16 protein-coding genes are annotated in these 19,437 nt (G+C 64.7%); 5 read left to right on the top strand and 11 right to left on the bottom strand.

Going from position 1 to position 19,437, the window contains the following annotated elements:
- The first annotated feature begins 11 nt into the window (after positions 1-11).
- The 3 genes from AB3G31_RS06450 to AB3G31_RS06440 all read left to right on the top strand — a co-directional run bounded on the left by AB3G31_RS06450 (position 12) and on the right by AB3G31_RS06440 (position 3,272).
- Positions 12-347 (top strand): SMI1/KNR4 family protein, encoded by a 336-nt coding sequence (locus tag AB3G31_RS06450; protein WP_367849371.1) that lies wholly within the window; start codon positions 12-14, stop codon positions 345-347.
- A 62-nt stretch (positions 348-409) separates the two neighbouring features.
- Positions 410-844 (top strand): ribonuclease HI family protein, encoded by a 435-nt coding sequence (locus AB3G31_RS06445; RefSeq protein WP_367849370.1) that lies wholly within the window; start codon positions 410-412, stop codon positions 842-844.
- 85 nt (positions 845-929) lie between these two features.
- Positions 930-3,272: an FdhF/YdeP family oxidoreductase gene (locus AB3G31_RS06440; RefSeq protein ID WP_367849369.1), complete on the top strand. Its 2,343-nt coding sequence runs from the start codon at positions 930-932 to the stop codon at positions 3,270-3,272.
- 82 nt (positions 3,273-3,354) lie between these two features.
- Here the strand turns inward: AB3G31_RS06440 and AB3G31_RS06435 are convergent, their stop codons facing one another.
- From AB3G31_RS06435 to AB3G31_RS06395, 9 genes are all read right to left on the bottom strand, one after another.
- On the bottom strand, positions 3,355-5,055 hold the full coding sequence (locus AB3G31_RS06435) for an aspartate:alanine exchanger family transporter (protein ID WP_367849368.1): 1,701 nt from the start codon (positions 5,053-5,055) through the stop codon (positions 3,355-3,357).
- Between the two features lie 13 nt (positions 5,056-5,068).
- The gene (locus tag AB3G31_RS06430) at positions 5,069-6,487 is read right to left on the bottom strand and encodes a glutamate decarboxylase (RefSeq protein WP_367849367.1); all 1,419 of its coding nucleotides are present in this window, start codon (positions 6,485-6,487) and stop codon (positions 5,069-5,071) included.
- Between the two features lie 174 nt (positions 6,488-6,661).
- Entirely contained in the window at positions 6,662-6,997 is a 336-nt protein-coding gene (locus AB3G31_RS06425; RefSeq protein WP_367849366.1) for an SMR family transporter, read from the bottom strand.
- A 214-nt stretch (positions 6,998-7,211) separates the two neighbouring features.
- Positions 7,212-8,297 carry an ABC transporter ATP-binding protein gene (locus AB3G31_RS06420; protein WP_367849365.1) on the bottom strand — a complete coding sequence of 362 codons (1,086 nt, stop codon included), beginning with the start codon at positions 8,295-8,297 and terminating at the stop codon, positions 7,212-7,214.
- An 18-nt stretch (positions 8,298-8,315) separates the two neighbouring features.
- Positions 8,316-10,562, bottom strand: coding sequence for a glycoside hydrolase family 2 TIM barrel-domain containing protein (locus AB3G31_RS06415; protein ID WP_367849364.1), 2,247 nt, complete (start codon positions 10,560-10,562; stop codon positions 8,316-8,318).
- 12 nt (positions 10,563-10,574) lie between these two features.
- The gene (locus AB3G31_RS06410; protein WP_367849363.1) at positions 10,575-11,387 is read right to left on the bottom strand and encodes a carbohydrate ABC transporter permease; all 813 of its coding nucleotides are present in this window, start codon (positions 11,385-11,387) and stop codon (positions 10,575-10,577) included.
- 5 nt (positions 11,388-11,392) lie between these two features.
- Entirely contained in the window at positions 11,393-12,223 is an 831-nt protein-coding gene (locus AB3G31_RS06405) for a carbohydrate ABC transporter permease (RefSeq protein ID WP_367849362.1), read from the bottom strand.
- Between the two features lie 136 nt (positions 12,224-12,359).
- The gene (locus AB3G31_RS06400) at positions 12,360-13,634 is read right to left on the bottom strand and encodes an ABC transporter substrate-binding protein (protein ID WP_367849361.1); all 1,275 of its coding nucleotides are present in this window, start codon (positions 13,632-13,634) and stop codon (positions 12,360-12,362) included.
- Positions 13,635-13,984: 350 nt separating this feature from the next.
- Positions 13,985-14,809: an HDOD domain-containing protein gene (locus tag AB3G31_RS06395; RefSeq protein WP_367849360.1), complete on the bottom strand. Its 825-nt coding sequence runs from the start codon at positions 14,807-14,809 to the stop codon at positions 13,985-13,987.
- A gap of 186 nt (positions 14,810-14,995) precedes the next feature.
- Here AB3G31_RS06395 and AB3G31_RS06390 point away from each other — a divergent pair, with 186 nt between their 5' ends.
- Both AB3G31_RS06390 and AB3G31_RS06385 read left to right on the top strand, forming a co-directional pair.
- The gene (locus tag AB3G31_RS06390; RefSeq protein WP_367849359.1) at positions 14,996-15,838 is read left to right on the top strand and encodes a creatininase family protein; all 843 of its coding nucleotides are present in this window, start codon (positions 14,996-14,998) and stop codon (positions 15,836-15,838) included.
- A gap of 34 nt (positions 15,839-15,872) precedes the next feature.
- Positions 15,873-17,021 carry a hypothetical protein gene (locus tag AB3G31_RS06385; protein WP_367849358.1) on the top strand — a complete coding sequence of 383 codons (1,149 nt, stop codon included), beginning with the start codon at positions 15,873-15,875 and terminating at the stop codon, positions 17,019-17,021.
- 9 nt (positions 17,022-17,030) lie between these two features.
- Here AB3G31_RS06385 and AB3G31_RS06380 read toward each other — a convergent pair whose 3' ends face one another.
- Both AB3G31_RS06380 and AB3G31_RS06375 read right to left on the bottom strand, forming a co-directional pair.
- Positions 17,031-18,461, bottom strand: a complete 1,431-nt coding sequence (locus AB3G31_RS06380; protein WP_367849357.1) for an FAD-binding oxidoreductase — start codon at positions 18,459-18,461, stop codon at positions 17,031-17,033.
- Between the two features lie 67 nt (positions 18,462-18,528).
- Positions 18,529-19,344 carry a LuxR C-terminal-related transcriptional regulator gene (locus AB3G31_RS06375; protein WP_367849356.1) on the bottom strand — a complete coding sequence of 272 codons (816 nt, stop codon included), beginning with the start codon at positions 19,342-19,344 and terminating at the stop codon, positions 18,529-18,531.
- Positions 19,345-19,437: the final 93 nt, after the last annotated feature.

The raw sequence follows: 19,437 nt of genomic DNA, 5'->3' as shown, positions 1-19,437 counted from the left end.
AGACGTCCCCGATGACCATGCATCTGCCTGCTGACTACCGCGTTTTTATCGACACGAGCGGATTGTTCGAGGGCTTCGTCTTTGCGTCGGGTGCAGAACACTACGTTGCCCTCTGGAGCGAGCAGGAGGCGGCTACGGCCAACGCAGAAATCGAAGTTCACATTTATGCGCCGGGCTTTGTGGCTTTCGCCGGGAATGGTGGAGGAGAAATCTACGCCTTCGACGAAGTTGGCGCTGTCTTCATGCTGCCAATGATTGGTATGGCGTCAAAATCCGCAATCAAAATTGCTGGCAACTTTTTTGAATTTGCGCAAGGTTTTGAGCGCTCAGTCGCACCCGGAAAGTAATCACTGATAAGTGGGGCGAACAGCTGCGTCGGCCCCAAAGCAGATGCCCCACAAGATCCCCCATGCCCTACCTCATCCACACCGACGGCAGCGCCCTGCCCAACCCCGGCCGCATGGGCCTGGGCGCTGTGTGGACAGCCCCGGACGGCACGCGGCATACGCTGTCTCAGGTGGCCCCAGGCACCGGCTGCAACAACGAGGCGGAGGTGCGGGCGTTGATGGCGGTGTTACAGGCGCTGAAACTGCAGGGGGCGGACGACCTGCGGCTGCACTGCGACAACAGCATCGTGGTGGAGCAGGTGGGCAGCAGCTGCGCCCGGCCGATTGCCCGGCTGGCGGCACTGTTTGACGAGGCGCGGGCGCTGTTCAACGCGTTTGAGCAGGCCACGCTGGTGTGGATACCGCAGCACCGCAATGCCGAGGCCGATGCGCTGGCCCGGGCTGCGCTGGGGGTGACGGCACCGCGCGCGGTCAAAATAGCCAAGAAGCGGCGTTAAGAACCCCGGCCCAAACAGGCCCTGGTCCATTCCGTGCTTGGGGCATGCCCTCCCCCCATTCACCCACCTCTCCCAGAAAGCCCCCATGTCCAAGCGCCCCGAAGGAATCCGCAACTACGACGCACCCGCCGGTGGCTGGGGCGCCACCAAGGCGTTGGCGCAGACGCTCAAACGCCAGCAGATCGTGGTGCAAGGCGTGCGTACCCTGCTCAAGGCCAACCAGCCTGGCGGGTTCGACTGCCCGGGTTGCGCCTGGCCCGACCCCAAGCACACCTCGTCGTTCGAGTTCTGCGAGAACGGCGCGAAAGCGGTGACCTGGGAGTCCACGGCCAAGCGGATCGGGCCGGACTTTTTCCAGGCGCACAGCGTGGCCGCGCTGTGGCAGCAGACCGACCACTGGCTGGAGAGCCAGGGCCGCATCACCCACCCGCTGCGCTACAACCGCGCCACCGACCATTTCGAGCCGGTGGGCTGGCAAGAGGCTTTTGACGGCATTGCCCAGGGGCTGAACGCCCTGCCCAGCCCGGACGCGGCCGAGTTCTACACCTCGGGGCGGGCCTCCAACGAGGCGGCTTTTCTGTACCAGCTGTTTGCCCGCAACTTTGGCACCAACAATTTCCCCGACTGCTCCAACATGTGCCACGAAGCCACGTCGGTGGGCCTGCCGCGCTCCATCGGCGTGGGCAAGGCCACGGTGACGCTAGAGGACTACGACCATGTGGACCTGATCCTGTCCATGGGCCACAACCCCGGCACCAACCACCCGCGCATGATGGCCACGCTGCGCGATGCGGCGCGCCGGGGGGCCACCATCATCGTTTTCAACCCGCTGCGCGAGCGGGCGCTGGAGCGCTTCGAGTCGCCCCAGGCCCCGGTGGAGATGGCCACGCTGTCGTCCACGCAGATTGCCACCACCTATTTGCAGATCCGCGTGGGCGGCGATGCCGCGGCGCTGAAAGGTATCGCCAAGGCGCTGGTGGCGCTGGACCGTGCCGCCCAGGCCGCCAGCCAGGCCCCGGTGCTCGACCATGCATTCATTGCCGGGCACACCGCGGGCTATGCCGAGTTTGTGGCCGATCTGGATGCCACCGCTTGGGAGGCGATCGAAGGCATCTGCGGGCTGACCCGCGCGCAGCTGGAGGGCGTGGCCCAGGTCTACGCCGCTGCCAAGGCCACCATCTGCTGCTACGGCATGGGCATCACCCAGCACCGCTCGGGCACGCGCAACGTGCAGCAGATCATGAATCTGCTGCTGCTCAAGGGCAATATCGGCCGCACCGGCGCAGGCATCTCGCCGCTGCGCGGCCACTCCAATGTGCAGGGCGACCGCACCGTGGGCATCACCGAGCGGCCCAAGCCCGCGCTGCTGGACAGCCTGCGCGATGTGTTCCAGTTCGAGCCGCCGCGGCACGACGGCCACTCGGTGGTCGAGGCCATCGCCGCCATGCGCAGCGGCGCCTCCAAGGCGATGATCTGCCTGGGTGGCAACCTGGCGGTGGCGGCCAGCGACCCGGTGGCCTGCTTCGAGGCGTTTCGGAAGCTGGACCTGGCCGTGCACATCACCACCAAGCTCAACCGCACCCAGCTGCTGCTGGCCCACACCAGCTACATCCTGCCCTGCCTGGGCCGCACCGAGCTGGACATGCAGGCCAGCGGCAAGCAGTCGGTCACGGTGGAGGATTCGATGTCCATGGTGCACGCCTCCAGCGGCTTTCTGGAGCCGCCCAGCGACCAGGTGCGCTCCGAGCCGGCCATCGTCGGCGGCATCGCCAAGGCTACGCTGGGCGCGCGCTCGGTGGCCGACTGGGATGCCCTGGTAGGCGACTACGCGCTGATCCGCGACAAGATCGAGGCGGTGTTCCCGGACTTCGCGGGCTACAACGAACGCATCCTCGCGCCCGGTGGCTTCCAGCTGCCCAATACCGCGCAGCAGCGCATCTGGAAAACCGACAGCGGCAAGGCCAACTTCGCGGTGTTCCCCGGCCTGGAGGAAGACCTGGCCAATGGCGGTGTTGACGTGCTCACCCTCACCACGCTGCGCTCGCACGACCAGTACAACACCACCATCTACGGCCTGGACGACCGCTACCGCGGCGTGTTTGGGCGGCGCGATGTGCTGTTCATCAACCAGGCCGAGCTGGACCGGCGCGGCCTGCAGGAAGGCGATGTGGTGGACGTGGCCACCGCCATGGACCACGCCCACGCCGACCGCGTGGTGCGCGGACTGATGCTGGTCTGCTACGACCTGCCCGACGGCTGCTGCGCCTCGTACTACCCCGAAACGCAGCCGCTGATTGCCCTGGAACACGTGGACCCGGACAGCCTGACGCCGTCGTACAAGTCGGTGCCGGTGCTGCTGCGCCGGGCAGGCCCGGCGGGCACCGAAGAGCTGGTGGTGGGCCGCGAGGGCGTGGCAGGCCGTGCCTAGCCGCCCACCCTAGAACTACAATTTTTGTAGCACGTTACGCCCATTCCATCAGCGCAGGCGGCCGATTTGGCTTAAACCCCCGCTACTTCGCCAAGACCATCGCAAAGTAGCCAAACACCGTCAGCAGGATGCCCGACACCGCGTAGGCCACCGGAAAGCCGATCCACGGCACCGAGCTGTCGATCTCCTTGGCGGCTTCGCGGGCCGGGCCGGAGTGGCTGCGGGCCCCGGCAACACCGCCCATCAGGATCGCGGGGTTGATCTTGAACAGGTGCAGGCCGATGGCCCACACGACGAAGGGCGGCACGGTGCAGGCCACAAAGCCCAGCCCCAGGATCTGCAGCGCCAGGGTGCCGCTGAGCTGCGACAGCAGGTGGGCACCGGCATTCACGCCGACGATGGCCACAAAGAAGATCAGCCCCATGTCCTCCAGCACATTGCGCGCCGCATTCGGCGTGTTGCCAAAGAAGCGCAGGCGCGACACCAGCGACGACACCAGGATGCCCGACACCAGCAGGCCGCCCGCATTGCCCAGGCCCACGGTGGCGCCAAACGCGGGCACCTGCACCAGCCCGATGGTAAAACCCAGAATCATGCCCAGCGACAGGGTCAGCAAGTCGGTGGCGGTGCTGGGGCGCGCCACCGGCCCCAGCAGCGCGGTGGCCTTGTCGATGGCACTGCGCAGCCCCACAAAGTGCAGCACGTCCAGCCGCTGCAACCGGGTCTGCAAGCCCATGGGCAAGGGCACGCCGCCGCGCTCGATGCCGGTGAGCTGCACCTGCCCGGCCAGGGCCGAGCCGCGGAAGTCCTGCAGCGTGCGGCCCACCGCACTGCGGTGGGTGACCACGATCTCGGCCTGGTCCAGCGGGATGTTCAGGGCGCGTGCGTCGGGCACCTCGGGGCCGATGCTGCCCATGTGGTCGGTCAGCGCCACCAGGCTGCCGCCCAGGGCCACCACGTCGCCATGCTGCAGCACCAGGGACGGGTCGGCCCCCAGCAGGTGTTTGCCGCGCTCGACGTTTTCGATCTGGTACTGCGGAAAGCGCACCCGGAACTGGGCGATGCTCTGGCCGACGGTGTCCGGGTGCACCACGCGGTAGGCGCGCAGGTCAAACGGGCGGTAGCCGCTGAGGCCCGCATCGTCCACATTGGGTACGCCGTGCTCGCGCTCGTAGTCCTGCGCAGCCTGGCGCGCATCCACCCGCCACCAGCGCGGCAGGTACTTGCAGATCAGGATGATGCCCACCGTGCCCCAGATGTAGGTCAGGCCGTACGACAAGGCGATCATGGCGGTGGCATCGGCTGCGGTGGAACCCGCCGGGATGGGCACCACGCCCGAGGTCAGCGCCTGCTCGGCCGAACCGATCGCCGCCGACATGGTTTGCGAGCCCGCCAGAATGCCGCCTGCCGCGCCCACCGGCAGCGCCATCCAGCGCGCCCCCAGCACCACGATGCCCAGGCCCAGCAGCGACGACAGCGTGGCCAGAAACACAAACTTCAGCCCGTCGCCCTTGAGGCTGTTGATAAACGATGGCCCCACCCGCAGGCCCACGCCGTACATGAACAGGTAGTAAAACAGGCTCTTGGTGAAGGTGTCGAGCGTGAACTCCACCCCTTCAGCCGCACCCCAGGTGGCCACCGCGCAGCCGATGGTGATGGCCGAGGCCACCGGGCCCAGGCCGTAGCCCTTCACCGTCCAGCGGCCTACCCAGACCGACAGGCCGACCACGGCGAACAGCAGGATGTAGGGGTTCTGCTGCAGAAATACCAGGAATGCGTGCATAGGGTGCCGGGGCTTATGCGCTGAGCTGCAAGGCCGGGGCGGCTTCGGCGCCATGGCTGAAGGTGGGCCCGGCGGTGGAATGCAGCACCGGGTTGCGCTGCAGAAAGTCGATGCCGGTGCGCAGGTCTTGCAGCAGCAACGCAATCAGGTCGCGGCTGACCCCGTGGCGCACCAGCACCCGCTGCACCACCACGGTCTGGCGGTCGCTGGGCAGCGGGTACGAGGCAATCTGCCAGCCCCGCATGCGCACCCGCTCCGACAGGTCGTACAGCGTAAAGCCGTGGTCCACGCCATCCTTGAGCTTGTAGCAGACGGCGGGCAGGCCGCCCTGGCCGTCGTACACCAACTCCAGCGGGCCGATGCAGGCCAGCTCCTGTGCCAGCCACTGGGCCGTGTCGCTGCAGGCCTGCTGGATGCGGGTGTAGCCCTCGCGGCCCAGGCGCAGAAAGTTGTAGTACTGGGCAATGATCTCGCCGCCGGGGCGGCTGAAGTTGAGGGCGAACGTGGCCATGTTGCCGCCCAGGTAGTCCACATAGAAGATCAGGTCTTCAGGCAGGTCCACCTTGCTGCGCCACACCACCCAGCCCACGCCCAGCGGCGCCAGGCCGTACTTGTGGCCCGAGGCATTGATGGACTTGACCCGCTCCACGGCAAAGTCCCACTCCACCTCGCGCTGGATGAACGGGGCCACGAAGCCGCCGCTGGCAGCATCCACGTGGATCGGGATGTCCAGCCCCAGGTCGCGCTGCAGCGCGTCCAGCGCCTGGGCCAGTGCGGCCACCGGCTCGTAGATGCCGGTGAAGGTCACGCCCAGTGTGGCCACCACGCCGATGGTGTTTTCGTCGCAGTAGTCGCGCAGGTCTTGCGGCTGCAGGCCCAGCGCATCGCCGCGCAGCGGCACTTCGCGCATCTCCACGTCAAAGTAGCGGGCAAACTTCTTCCAGCAGATCTGCACCGGGCCGCAGACAAAGTTGGGTTTGTCGGTGGGCAGGCCCAAGGCCTCGCGGCGCTTCTTCCAGGCCCACTTCAAGGCCAGGCCGCCGAGCATGGCGGCTTCGCTGGAGCCGGTGGTCGAGCAGCCGATGGTGTCCCAGGATTTGGGCGCGTGCCACAGGTCGGCAATGATGTGCACGCAGCGGTTTTCGATCTCTGCCGTTTGCGGGTATTCGTCCTTGTCGATCATGTTCTTGTCCAGCGCGTCGGCCATCAGCTTTTGCACCTCGGGCTCGACCCAGGTGGTGCAGAAAGTGGCCAGGTTCTGGCGCGAGTTGCCGTCCAGCAGCAGCTCGTCGCGCACTAGGTTGTAGGCGGCAGAGGCGGCGGTGGAATGCTCGGGCAGACGGTACTTGGGGAGGCGGCGCTGCGAGGCATCGGTGGAGTACACGTCCTCGATGTCCTGGTTGTGCGTCTCGATCGTCTGGTGCAATGCCATGGGTCCTGTCCTTCGCGCGGCACGCTGCAAGCCGAAGGACCTGGATACGGCTACCCGGCCAATATGCCTGCCGTTGGTGACACCGTCTGTGCGGTGCAACACATACTTACAAAAAACTATGGTTTTTATAGCTGCCTGTGCTGGCTGTATCAGCGCAAACGCCCAATATCGTCCTCAATGCCCTGCGGTCTTGGAGAACACGTTGACCACCAGCACCCCGGCGATGATCAGCCCCATGCCAGCGACGGCGGGCAGGTCCAGGTTCTGGCCAAACCACCACCAGCCCACCAGCGAGATCAGCACGATGCCGGTGCCCGACCAGATGGCGTAGGCCACGCCGGTGGGGATGGTGCGCAGCGTCAGCGACAGGAACAAAAAGGCAATGGCATAGCCCACCACCGTGACCACGCTGGGCCAAAGTCGGGTGAAGCTGTCGGAACTTTTGAGGAAGCTGGTGGCGACCACCTCGGCGACGATGGCGATGAAGAGGTAAAGGTAAGAAGTGGTCATGGTGGGCAAGGCGCTGGTGGCCCCAGTCTTGCGCCCATTGGCCCCGGCCACTCGCACCGGCACGACGGCTTCTGGCCGGGGCGCGACATGGCGCCACCAGAATACTATGCTTTTGGTAGCTGCTCACGCTTATGGAATAAGCGCTGGGGGCTGTTTTTTTATAAATAAAGGTCAGCCCCCACCCCAACCCTCCCCCGGCAGGGGAGCAAGCAAGTCAGTACATGCGTGCGCCGGTCTGGCGGTCGAACAGCAGGGCCAGCCGGGTCTGGAACCGGGCGTCAAACGCCTGGCCCATGCGCAGCCCCCGGCCGTGCTCGGTTTTGATGACCATCAGGCCGCCCGACGCGGCGCGGGCGTAGGCGAAGGTTTCGCCGCCCAGGTGCTCCAGCATGTCGATGGTGAGCTGCAAGTGGCCGTCGCCGTCCTCGCGGAAGTGCTCGGGGCGCACGCCCACCGTCACCTCGGCCCCGGTGGCGGGCACCGGGCCGGTGAACGGGATGGCCACCACCTTGCCGCCGAAGCCGGGCAGCTCCACCTGGCACAGCGCACCCTCGGTACCACGCACGGTGCCATCCAGAAAGTTCATCTTCGGCGAGCCTATGAAGCCCGCTACAAAGGTATTGGCCGGGTTGTCGTAGACCTCCAGCGGCGCGCCCACCTGCTCCACCTTGCCGGCGCGCAGCACCACGATCTTGTCGGCCAGCGTCATGGCCTCGACCTGGTCATGGGTGACGTAGATGATGGTGGAGCCCAGCTCCCGGTGCAGCCGGGCGATCTCGATGCGCATGTGCACGCGCAGCTCGGCATCCAGGTTAGACAGGGGTTCGTCGAACAAAAACACCTTGGGGTCGCGCACGATGGCGCGGCCAATCGCCACGCGCTGGCGCTGGCCGCCGGACAGGGCTTTGGGCTTGCGGTCCATCAGCGGGCCCAGGCCCAGCACCTGGGCCGCGGCGTCCACCTTGGTGGCCACCTCGGCCTTGGGGACTCCGGCAAAGCGCAGGGCAAAGCCCATGTTGTCGCGCACCGTCATGTGCGGGTACAGCGCGTACGACTGGAACACCATGGCGATGCCGCGCTTGGACGGGTCCAGGTCGTTGACGCGCAGGCCACCGATGTCCAGGTCGCCGCTGGTGATGTCTTCCAGGCCGGCCACCATGCGCAGCAGGGTGGACTTGCCGCAGCCGGACGGGCCGACGAAGACGACGAATTCGCCTTTGTTGATTTCCAGGTCTACGCCCCGGATCACGTCGGTGTTGCCAAAGGATTTGGTGATGCGGGTGAGTGTGACGTCTGCCATTTTTCGCTCCTTGGCGCCTTACGCCGCTGTGAGTGCCAAGACCTGGCGGCCCAGCCGCCGGGTGGACACCACCACCTGGGTATCGGCGTGCGCGCCGGTGCTCTCCACCCAGAAGCCCGCCACGCCGCCTTTGAACAAAATCAGTTCCGGCCCCAGCAGCTTCGCGCCGCCAGTCACTTCCACCGCCACCACGTCGTCCAGAAACGGCAGCACACGGCCACACTGGTCGAGGGCGCGCACGGTGAAGCGCACCGCGTCTTTCTCGTCGGCCAACAACAGGGTGCTTTCGGCCACCACCTCCAGCGTGGTGGGCAGCGGGTTGCCGCTCAGGGTGACGCTGGCCACGGCCTGGCCATCCACAAAGCCGGTGATGCTGCAGTCCAGCCACTGCATGCCCCAGGCCCCCACCTCCGCCATGTCCACCTGGCGGCTGTCGATGGTGACGGGCGCGTACGGCAGGTGCGGGTACTTGGCGCGGTCGGGCTCGGCGCGCTTCACGGGGAAGTCGCCGAATTGGAATTCGATGTAGTCGCAATTGGTCAGCACCAGCAGGGGCAGCACTTCGCAGCGGTCTTTCTCGCCACGGGCCCAGTAGGTCACGGGCTCCAGCACCACCTGCTGCTGCGGTGGGCACTGGCTGGCGTACACGGCCGCGGCAAACTTGGGCGCGCGGAAGATGTCCATCACGCCGTGGTGGCAGATGCGGTCGCCCGCGCCGAAGTCCTTGTGGGTGTTGTAGTCGAACATGCACCAGCCGATGGCCCCGGCGATCTGCGGGTTGGCGTAGGCGGCGTTGAGCACCTCCAGGTGGCGGGTGGCGTGCTCGGCCTGGCGGTCCTCGGGGTCGATGCGTTTGGTGGGGTACATGTGGCCGTTGAATTCGGTCACCAGGTAGGGCACGTCCGCATGCAGGCCGGTCACGTCGCGGGTCTGGCGCAGCGGCGCGGGGGTACGGCCCGGCAGCCAGTCGGGGGGCGCGATGTGGAAGAAGTCGTTCATGGTGTACACGTCTTCCAGCAACTCGCTGTTTTCGATGCAGCGCACGCCGCCGGTCTGGCGGGTGCTGTCCAGGGCGCGGGCCATGGCGTTGGTGCGGGCAAAGAAGTCGTGGTCGTCGCGGGACTCGTTGATGCGCACGCCCCACAAAATGATGCTGGGGTGGTTCCAGTCGCGCTGCACCATGCGGCGCACGTTCTCCACCGACTCGTCTTGCCACACCGGGCCGCCGATGTGCTGCCAGCCGGGGATTTCTTCAAACACCAGCAGGCCGATTTCGTCGCAGCGGTCCAGAAAGTACGGCGACTGCGGGTAGTGCGAGGTGCGCGCCAGGTTGCAGTGGAGCTGGTTTTTCAGGATGTCGGCATCCAGCGCCTGTGCGCGGCGGCCCATGGCATAGCCCACGTAGGGGTAGGACTGGTGGCGGTTCAGGCCGCGGATCTTCAGCAGCTTGCCATTCAGGCGGAAGCCGTCGCTGGCAAAGCGGGCGGTGCGAAAGCCGAAGCGCGCATCCAGCGTGTCCTGGCCGTCGGGGGTGGCTATGTGCAGGGCCACGCGGTAGAGCTGGGGCGAGTCCAGCTCCCACAATGCCAAACCGGCCAGGTTGCTGAACGCCACGCGCACCTTGTCGCCCGCAAAGTCCACCGTGTGCTGCTGCAGCACGGTGCCGTCCAGCGTGCACAACTCGGCCCGCGCCGTGCCGGACAGCGCCACGCCACGCGGGTTGGCCAGGGTGCCGATCACCGTGACGGTTTTGGCATCGCTGAGTTCAAACGCGGTTTCCACCTTGATGCGGGCAATCGACACCGCATCGGTCACCTTGAGCCACACGTCGCGGTAGATGCCGGCGTAGGTCAGGTAGTCGATCTGGCCGCCGAAGGGCGGGATGTCGGGGTTCTCGCTGCCGTCGATCTTGACGGTGATGAGGTTGTCGCCCGCTGTGAGCAGCCCGGTCAGCCGCGCCTCGAAAGGCGTGTAGCCGTCGGCATGCTGTGCGACCTGCTGGCCGTTGACCCACACCACGCTGTTGGCCATGGCGCCGTCGAACACCAAGGCCACTTCCTGGCGCTCGAAGGCGGGCTGCCAGGGCAAGTGGAGCTGGTAGGCAAATTCTTTCTGGAACGACTTCTCGTCGAAGTAATTCATCTCCAAATCGACCGCGTTGTGCGGCAGGCGCACGGTGTCACCTAGCTTTGCACTCGCAATCAAGTCTTGCGAGAAATCGGCGTGGAAGATCCAGCCGTCGTTGATTTTTTGAACTAAACGCATTTTGATAAAACCTTACTTCACTGAACCCAGCATGCCTTCGACAAACTGGCGCTGCATGGCAAAAAAGACGGCGAGTGTGGGGAGGGTGGCCATGATGGTGGCGACCATGATCACGCCAAAATCGGGCGTGTACGACGAGCCCAGGGACGATAAAACCAGGGTGATGGTTTTCAGCTCCACCGACTGCAACACGATTAGCGGCCACAGGAAACTGTTCCAGGTGGCCATGAACACAATGATGAAAGCCGCGGCATAGGTGGAGCGCATTACCGGCAGATACACAAACAGAAATATCTGCCACTCCTTCAGCCCATCGACCCGCGCCGCGTCCCGCAATTCCGGTGGGAACGACTTGGTGTTTTGCCGAAAGTAAAACACCATGTAGGCCGACGCGATGGTGGGCAAGATCACCGCCATGTGGGTGTCGAGCATGTCAAAGGACGCCAGCAGGATGAACAGCGGGATCATCAAGGTCGCAAATGGAATCATCATCGACACCAGAATGCCCTGGTAAAACCGCTCACGGGTGGGCGATTTGAAAATCTCAAACCCGTAGCCCGCCAGGGACGACACCAGCAGGGTCAGCACCGAGCCCACGATGGCAATTTTGGCGGAGTTCCAAAATACCAGCCCCACATCGAACAGGGCCGCAAACTTCTGGTAGTTGGCCACCATGGCATTGCCAAAAGATATTTTTCCTTTGGTGATGTCGTTGCTCTCGTTGGTGGCGCTGATCACCATCCACAGAAATGGAAATATCGACAAGAACGCCATCACCCACAAAAACAGGTAAATGCACGCCATGCGGACTTTTTCAAAGGACATATGCATCATTCCTTTTCCCGCGCCACGTAAAACTGGAAGAAGGCCAATATCGCCACCAAAATCACAATCACGTACGACACCGTAGCTGCGTAGCCGAAGTTGGGCACAAACTTGAACGACAGGTTGTAGATGTACAGCGACAAGGTCAGGGTGCTGTCGGCCGGGCCGCCGCCGGTGATGTTCATGGCCTCGTCAAACATCTGCAGCGTACCGATGGTGGACGTGACGGTGGTGAACAAAATGACCGGCTTGAGCACCGGAATGGTGATCGACAAAAACCGCCGGGTGGCCGAGATGCCGTCGATGCGGGCGGCCTCGTAGATGGACTTGTCGACGTTCTGCATGGCCGCCAGGTAGAAGATCATGTTGTAGCCGGTCCAGCGCCAGGTGATGGCCGCAATCACCACCACCCGGGCCCAGAAGGGGTCGGTCAGCCAGGGCACGGGCTGGTCGATGAGGCCCAGCCAGAGCAGCGTGGCATTGACCAGGCCGTCATAAGAAAACATGCTCTTGAACAGCACCGAGTACGCCACCAGGGAGGTGACACAGGGCAAAAACACGGCGGTGCGCAGCAGGCCCCGAAAGCGCAGATTCGGCATGTTCAGGCAGGAGGCCATCACCAGCGCCAGCACAATCATGATGGGCACCTGCACGACCAAAAAGATGAAGGTGTTGGTCAGCGCCCGCAAGAACATCGGGTCGTTGACCAGCCGCTCCACATTGCCCAGGCCCACAAACTGCACCATGCTGCCCTGCCCCGCGTGCAGCGACATCCACAGCGATTGGACGATGGGGTAGACCATGAAGGTGCCGATCAGCAGCAATGCCGCCGACACAAAAGCCCATCCGTTGACATCGTAGAAAAGGCGATGCCCCGGCCTGCTTGCTTGCCGCATAAAAAAATCTCCAGAACGAGGGGGCGATGGGGGCGGTGGCAACACGACTTGCCGCGTCCCCATCCAGCGTGGTGGCTTACTTGATCTGGGCCGCGAGTTGGGCCTGGATCTTGTCCAGCAACTGGTCTACGGGCACGCCCTGGTTCAGGGCGGGCAGCTGGGCCGACACGGCGGCATCGCCTTCGTAGGTGTACATGCCGTAGTTCACGCTGGGCACCTTGGCCAGCCAGTCGCTGAAGCGCAGCCACACCTGGGCGCCCCCAAAGAACAGGTCGGCATCGCTGTAGGCCTTGCCTGCGCGCGAAGACATCAAGGTGCCGACGGCGCCGCGCGAGATCAGGATGCTTTGGTAGAAGTCGGTGTCCTTGGCGAAGATTTCATTCAGAAAATCGACCGCCATGGCCTTCTCTTTCCCGCCCGACAGCACATACCAGCTGGAGCCCCCCAGGTTGGAGGCATGCGTGGCACCCGGCAGGTTCAGGGACGGTGTAGGGGCCACGGCCCACAGACCGGCCTGGCTCTTCTCGGACTTCACCGCGCCGGTGATCCACACGCCGGTGGTGATGCTGGCCACGTCGCCCTTGTTGACGGCACCCACGTACTCGGCCCAATTGGTCACGGGCTTGACGATGCCCGACTTGAACAGCTTGCCCTGCACTTCCATGGCGGCCTTGAGGGCGGGGTTGCCCTTGATGTCGAGCTTGCCGTCCTTGTCGAAGTACCAACGCCCGGCGGACTGCATCATCACGCGGATCAGGCCGTTGTCATTGGGGTCGATGCCGAGCATTTTTTTGCCGGTGACGGCCATCACCTTGGTGCCGATCTCGATGTAGCGGTCCCAGGTGATGTTCTCCATGTCCTTATCGGAAAAACCGGCCTTGGCCAGCAGATCCTTGCGGTAGTACATACCCGTCACGCCCGAGTCGAAAGGCAGGCCGTAGACCTTGCCGTTGACCGTCATCAGGTCCACCTTGTACTTGGCAAACCCGGCGTAGTCGACCTTGCCCGACATGGGCTCGAACGCGGTGGGGAACGAGCGCAGGTATTTTTGCGCGTTGTAGTCTTCCACCAGCACGATGTCGGGCAGCGACTTGCTCACCCCCGAGGCCAGCATGGTTTGCAGCTTTTGCTCCAGGTCCGCCTTGGACATGTCGACGATCTTGAACGTGGCATCGGGATGCTTGGCGGTGTAGCGGGCGGCGGCATCTTTCATGATGGCGATGTTGAAGTTGGGGTCCCAGGCCCAGACCGTCACTTCCTTGGCCGACACTGCGGCCGCGGTCATCAGGCCGAAGGAGGCCAGAGCCAGGCTGGCAGCAGCGTGCACGGTGGTACGTTTCGCAAAATGCATGGTGTGTTCTTTCGTCTCTTTGGATGTTGCCAAGGCACGGCGGATGGACCGCCCGCTACCCCGGGTGCAGGCAGTGGGGCCAGAGCCGCTCGCCTCCATTAATAATACAAATAAACACCCAAAAATCCACCAAGGGAATACCCTGAACCCTTATGCATACGAGAAATGTCCACTATTTGGCATGGGCGTATTACGTTACCGGTGACATCGCCCGCCAATCATCATATTTTTGTAAAAACCCTTTGCCGCCGATGTGCCCAACGGCAAAAAGTACCATTTTTGTAGCTACAAAGTGATACCAGGCAAGCGCAGGCTGCACTTTTCAGCCCCATCTGATCGCCACTGCACCGCTAGGCAAATTCCCCGGCCTCCTCCGGGCCCGTCCACTCGATGGCATCGTCCGCGCACAGCTGTGCCTCAGCGTCGGTGCAGCCGATGGCCTCGGCCACGTGGCGCGGGTATTGCTCCAGCTTGCTGGGCGTGTCCAGGTCAAGCTCGTGGGCACGGCCGCCCCAGGCGGCGAGGTACAGGATGCCAGCCAGGGTGTCGGTGGCCACGTCCTCCTGCGGATTCGGGTGGTGCTGGATGGCATCCACAATCTCCTGCGGAAAGCGCCACTTGGCGGCAAATGCCGCCCCCACATCGGCATAGGAGTAGCCCAGCTCGGCTATTTGCCGGGCATAGCGGTTGCCGTCCTTGGCAAAGTCCGGCTGCATGCAGGGCTGGTCGGGCATGGCCATCTTCATCACCAGGTCACCCACCCCGTGCAGCAGGCCGGCGGTGAACGCCAGCCCCTTGTCCATGCCCATGGTGGCGGCCAGCGACTGGGCAATCTTGGCCACGTCCAGGCTGTTGCGCCAGAATTCGGGCATATCGACCCCAGGCACCATGCGAAAAGCCCCACGCACCGCGGCGGCACTGACCAACTGCTTGATGGCCTTGAGCCCCAACAACGGAATCGCCGCCTCCATGGTGCCGATGCGGCCACCGCTACCGTAGCGGGCCGAGTTGAGCAGGCGCAGCACCCGCACCGTGAGCCCCACTTCGGCCGACACCAGGGCGGTGATCCGGCGCACATCCGGATCGGGTTTCTGGAATTCACCAAAGATCTGTGCAACCGTGGCGGGCAGCGAGGGGATCAAGGTGTCGGAGGCAATCAGTTGTTCAAATTTCATAGGGATTTTCTCGGTGGATCAGCGCATGGATGGCGACCAATATAGTCCGATTTGCCCCTTTGCTGGCCACACTTACACCCGGGACGGAGCCCATCTTTACCCGACTTTGACCTGAGACAATGCGCGGGTGCGGGAACTGTGCACACTCCCTTGACTCGGTCTATGACGCACTCCACAGCCTTTTTTATGCACCACCCCTTTTTGCGCGCGCAGACCACACTGGCGGGCCTGCTCCTGCTGATGGCCAGCCATGCCGCCTGGGCCCAGACACCGCCCCCCCCACACCCACTGCCCACCGTGTTTCTGGAAGACCTGACCTGGACCGAACTGCGTGACCAGGTGCGCCTGGGCAAAACCACCATTCTGGTGCCCATCGGTGGCACCGAGCAAAGCGGGCCGTATGTGGCACTGGGCAAGCACAACGCGCGGGTCAAGGCGCTGTCGCAGCGCATCGCCGAAGGCCTGGGCAATGCCCTGGTGGCGCCCGTGATGGCCTATGTGCCCGAGGGCGGCACGGCACCCACCACCTCGCACATGCGCTTTCCCGGCACCATCACCGTGCCCGACGAGGTGTTCAAGAAGACCCTGGAGTCCGCCGCCAACAGCTTCCGGGTGCATGGCTTCCAAAATGTGGTGTTCCTGGGCGACCACGGCGGCTACCTGAAAGACGTGCAGCAGGTGGTGGCCCAGTTGAACAAAAGCTGGGCCAGCACCGGAGCCCGGGCCATCCTGCCCGAGGTCTACTACGCCACCAGCTCCGAAGGTTACGCGCAGATCCTGCGCCAGCACGGCATCCGCGACGATGAGATCGGCACCCACGCCGGCCTGGCCGATACCGCCCTGCTGCTGGCCGTGGCCCCGCACATGGTGCGCCAGGAGGCCATGCGCAGCGGCCCCAAGGTCGGCCAGGCCGACGGCGTGTATGGCGGCGACCCGCACCGCGCCACGGCCGAGCTGGGCCAGCTCGGCATCGACGCCATCGTCAGCAAAACCGTGCAGGCGCTCAAAGCTGCTACGGCAACCCGCTAAATTAACGTATTTCCATCACCGACCCACACATCCCATGTTCCAACTTACCCGCCTCGCCGCATTGACCGCCGCCACCCTGGCCCTGTGCCACAGCGCCTGGGCCGCGCCCATCGCCACCACCCCCGGCATGCCGCCAGTGGTCAACGCCAGCAACCTGTACAGCGAAGCTGGCATGGGCCGCTTGAGCCCGGCCGTGGCCGGCGCCCTGCCCCGCATCTACGTGCCCAACCTGCGCTCCAACGATATCTACGTGATCGACCCCGCCACCATGAAGGTGGTGGACAAGTTTGCCGTGGGCCACAGCCCGCAACATGTGGTGCCCTCCTGGGACCTGCAGACCCTGTGGGTGGCCAACAATGCCGAAGGCAAGAACAGCGGCAGCCTGACCCCCATCGACCCCAAGACCGGCAAGCGCGGCCAGGATGTGCCGGTGGACGACCCCTACAATATGTACTTCACCCCCGACGGCAAACAGGCCATCGTGGTGGCCGAAGCCTTTGCCCGGCTGGACTTTCGCGATGCCCACACCATGGCGCTGCAATCCAGCCTGGCGGTGCCCGAGTGCAAGGGCATCAACCACGCCGACTTCGCCATCGACGGCAGCTACGCCCTGTTCACCTGCGAGTTCGGCGGCAAGCTGGCCAAGATCGACATGGTGAACCGCAAGGTGCTGGGCTACCTGCTGCTGGACAAGAAAGGCATGCCGCAAGACATCCGCATCTCGCCCGACGGCAAGGTGTTCTATGTGGCCGACATGATGGCCGACGGCATCCACGTGGTCGATGGCGACAGCTTCACCAAGATCGGCCAGATCCCCACCGGCACCGGCGCCCACGGCCTGTACCCCAGCCGCGACGGCAGCAAACTCTACATTTCCAACCGCGGCAGCAACATGGTGCACGGCAAGCGCAATGGCCCAGGCAGTGTGTCGGTGCTCGACTTCGCCACCCGCAAGGTGCTCGCCACCTGGCCCATCCCCGGCGGCGGCAGCCCCGACATGGGCAACGTCAGCGCCGATGGCAAAACCCTGTGGCTATCGGGCCGCTTCGACGACAAGGTGTATGCCTTCGATACCGAAACCGGTGCCGTCCAATCCATCAAGGTGGGTGCCGAACCGCACGGCCTGACCGTCTGGCCCCAGCCCGGCCGCTACTCGCTGGGGCACACCGGCAACATGCGCTGAATCTGCGGCTCAACCCAGTAGGCTGGGCCGGATGTTCTGGTTCATGCGGAACAGATTGCCCGGGTCGTATTTGTTTTTGGCCGCCACCAGCCGCTCGTAGCCCGGGCCATAGGCCGCCTTGATGCGCTCGGGCTCGTCATCGGTCAGGAAGTTCACGTACACACCGCCCGAGGCATAGGGCGCTGCATCCCGGAAGAAAGCCCGCGCCCACTCGGTACATTGCGCGTCTTCGGCGGCGGTTTCCCAGCGGCCATGGACGTTGCAGACGTAAATGGCATCGCGGTGCGCGTAGGCCGTGGCATCGGCGCCAGGGCGGGTGGTGGCCCCACCAATCAGGCCAAAGAAGATCTCGCAGTGCGGCGATGGCAGGCTGTGCACGGCCTTCACCGCCACGTCGATAGCGCCGTCGCTGAGGTCGGCGAAGTTGTGCGATTTCCAGTAGTTGCGGGCCCCGGGCGTGAGCAGCGGGTCGAAAGTCTTTTGCCAGGCCGTGTACGGTTGCAGACCGATAAATTCCCCCAGCACAGTGCCAAAGTGCCGCACGGGTTCGATCGCCGTACGCCCTGCGTCCGGGTCACCGGCGCTGAACACGCAGAAGGCGATGATTTCAGTCCCATGGACCTCGGGCGGCAAGAACGGCAGGGGTGGCGCTTTGCGCATCACCGTCCAGACGGTCGTGTCGTCGTCCAGGGTCTTCACGTAGTCCCGGAACTGCCGCAGCGCAGATGGTGCGTCTTTGAGCGCATACACCACCAGCCCGCTCAGCACATCGGGCCCCACCGGATGGAGCTGGAATTCAAACCGGCTGACAACCCCAAAGTTACCGCTGCCGCCACGGATCGCCCAAAACAGATCGGGATTCTCGTGCTCGCTGGTGCGCAGCACACGGCCGTCGGCGGTGACGACATCGGCAGCCAGCAGGTTGTCCACCGTCATGCCGTATTTGCGCGACAGCCATCCGAAGCCACCCCCCAGCGTCAGCCCGGCAATGCCGGTGGTCGAATTGATACCCACCGGGGTGGCCAGACCAAAGGCTTGGCACTCGTGGTCGAAGTCGGCCAGGGTTGCGCCCGGCTCCACCTGGGCCACGCGCCGCTGGGGATCGACCATCACCGCGCGCAGCTGCGACAAATCAACCAGCAGGCCGCCATCGCAGACGGCATTGCCCGCAATATTGTGCCCACCGCCCTTGACCGCCGTCAGCAGGCGGTGCGCCTGCGCAAACCGCACGGCCTGGACGATATCGGCCACACCCGCGCAACGCACCACCAGGGCGGGCTGGCGATCGACCATGGCGTTCCACACCGTGCGCGCATCCTCAAAACCCTCGTCGCCGGGCAACAGCAAGTCCCCGCGCAGCGCAGACTTCAATTGCTCCAGTGCGACATGGTCCACCACCACCGACTCGCGCTCGCCATCCAGAATTTTCAAGCTGTTCATCTTGTGACCTCCAGATCCCACCCACCACACGGTTTGCACCGCATATTTTTGGTCTGCCCAATGTGTTTCAGCTTAGGCCGACCGGATCTGGATCGCCATACGCAGCAGTGCGTACTGGTCTGCCCAGGGCCCGCAGCACCGCCGCCGTGCGGGTCTCGACACCGAGCTTGATGTACAGGCGCTGCAAATGCTTTTGCACCGTGCGGTAGCTGCAGCCCAGAATGGCCGCAATCTCGCGGTCGGTCTTGCCCGCGGCCAGCCAGCGCAGCACCTCGGTCTCGCGGGGCGTGACGCCACGGGCATGCAGGCCCTGGGCATTGGGGGCCAGGGTCGACAGGCTGGTGCGCAGCTGCTCCAGCGCCCGCGCTTGCCGGTACATGCGGGTCAGCGGCCCCCCCACCAGCGCGAGCATGGCGCGTTCGCGCTCACTGAAATCGCGGTCACGCCGGTTCAGGACAAAACTCACCAGGGTGGTGTCATCAACATACACCGGCAGCGCCAGCACATAGTCGGTGCCGCGGCGGCGGAAGGAGCCGCCATAGGGTTCGCTGCGGTTCGGGCGCGGGTACAGCAGTGCCTCACCGGTGCGGTAGCCGCCCGGCACCGGCGGGTCGGCGTGCAGGTGCAGCAAGGGATGCGGGCGGCGGCAGGGCTTGCCACCGACCGGGTTGGGGGCACCGGGTGCCGCCTCGGGCATGGCCAGCACCTGGCGGCGACCATTGCGCAGGTTGTATTCGGCCAGGCTGCTGACCTCCGCGGCCACCAGCGCGGGCAGGGCGTTGACGGCGGCGCGGGCCAGCGCGTCCACACTGTCGCCCGCGTCGACCACCGTCTGCAGCAGCTCGAAACAGGCACGCCAATCCCGCTCACGCATGGTGCTCATGGACCCTCCGCCATCCGGCCAGCGCCTATACGCAGGGCTGCGTAGGGCATTTCGCGTCTGGTAACCCGAGATCCTAGAACTTCCCCTGCCAGG

Source organism: Rhodoferax sp. WC2427, assembly GCF_040822085.1.
GTDB lineage: Bacteria > Pseudomonadota > Gammaproteobacteria > Burkholderiales > Burkholderiaceae_C > Rhodoferax_B.
This window is presented reverse-complemented; position numbering and strand designations above follow the sequence as displayed.

Coding starts and splice junctions, on each gene's coding strand:
- AB3G31_RS06450 (WP_367849371.1), top strand. CDS start 12: ATGACCATGCATCTGCCTGCTGACTACCGCGTTTTTATCGACACGAGC.
- AB3G31_RS06445 (WP_367849370.1), top strand. CDS start 410: ATGCCCTACCTCATCCACACCGACGGCAGCGCCCTGCCCAACCCCGGC.
- AB3G31_RS06440 (WP_367849369.1), top strand. CDS start 930: ATGTCCAAGCGCCCCGAAGGAATCCGCAACTACGACGCACCCGCCGGT.
- AB3G31_RS06435 (WP_367849368.1), bottom strand. CDS start 5,055: ATGCACGCATTCCTGGTATTTCTGCAGCAGAACCCCTACATCCTGCTG.
- AB3G31_RS06430 (WP_367849367.1), bottom strand. CDS start 6,487: ATGGCATTGCACCAGACGATCGAGACGCACAACCAGGACATCGAGGAC.
- AB3G31_RS06425 (WP_367849366.1), bottom strand. CDS start 6,997: ATGACCACTTCTTACCTTTACCTCTTCATCGCCATCGTCGCCGAGGTG.
- AB3G31_RS06420 (WP_367849365.1), bottom strand. CDS start 8,297: ATGGCAGACGTCACACTCACCCGCATCACCAAATCCTTTGGCAACACC.
- AB3G31_RS06415 (WP_367849364.1), bottom strand. CDS start 10,562: ATGCGTTTAGTTCAAAAAATCAACGACGGCTGGATCTTCCACGCCGAT.
- AB3G31_RS06410 (WP_367849363.1), bottom strand. CDS start 11,387: ATGTCCTTTGAAAAAGTCCGCATGGCGTGCATTTACCTGTTTTTGTGG.
- AB3G31_RS06400 (WP_367849361.1), bottom strand. CDS start 13,634: ATGCATTTTGCGAAACGTACCACCGTGCACGCTGCTGCCAGCCTGGCT.
- AB3G31_RS06395 (WP_367849360.1), bottom strand. CDS start 14,809: ATGAAATTTGAACAACTGATTGCCTCCGACACCTTGATCCCCTCGCTG.
- AB3G31_RS06390 (WP_367849359.1), top strand. CDS start 14,996: ATGCACCACCCCTTTTTGCGCGCGCAGACCACACTGGCGGGCCTGCTC.
- AB3G31_RS06385 (WP_367849358.1), top strand. CDS start 15,873: ATGTTCCAACTTACCCGCCTCGCCGCATTGACCGCCGCCACCCTGGCC.
- AB3G31_RS06380 (WP_367849357.1), bottom strand. CDS start 18,461: ATGAACAGCTTGAAAATTCTGGATGGCGAGCGCGAGTCGGTGGTGGTG.
- AB3G31_RS06375 (WP_367849356.1), bottom strand. CDS start 19,344: ATGAGCACCATGCGTGAGCGGGATTGGCGTGCCTGTTTCGAGCTGCTG.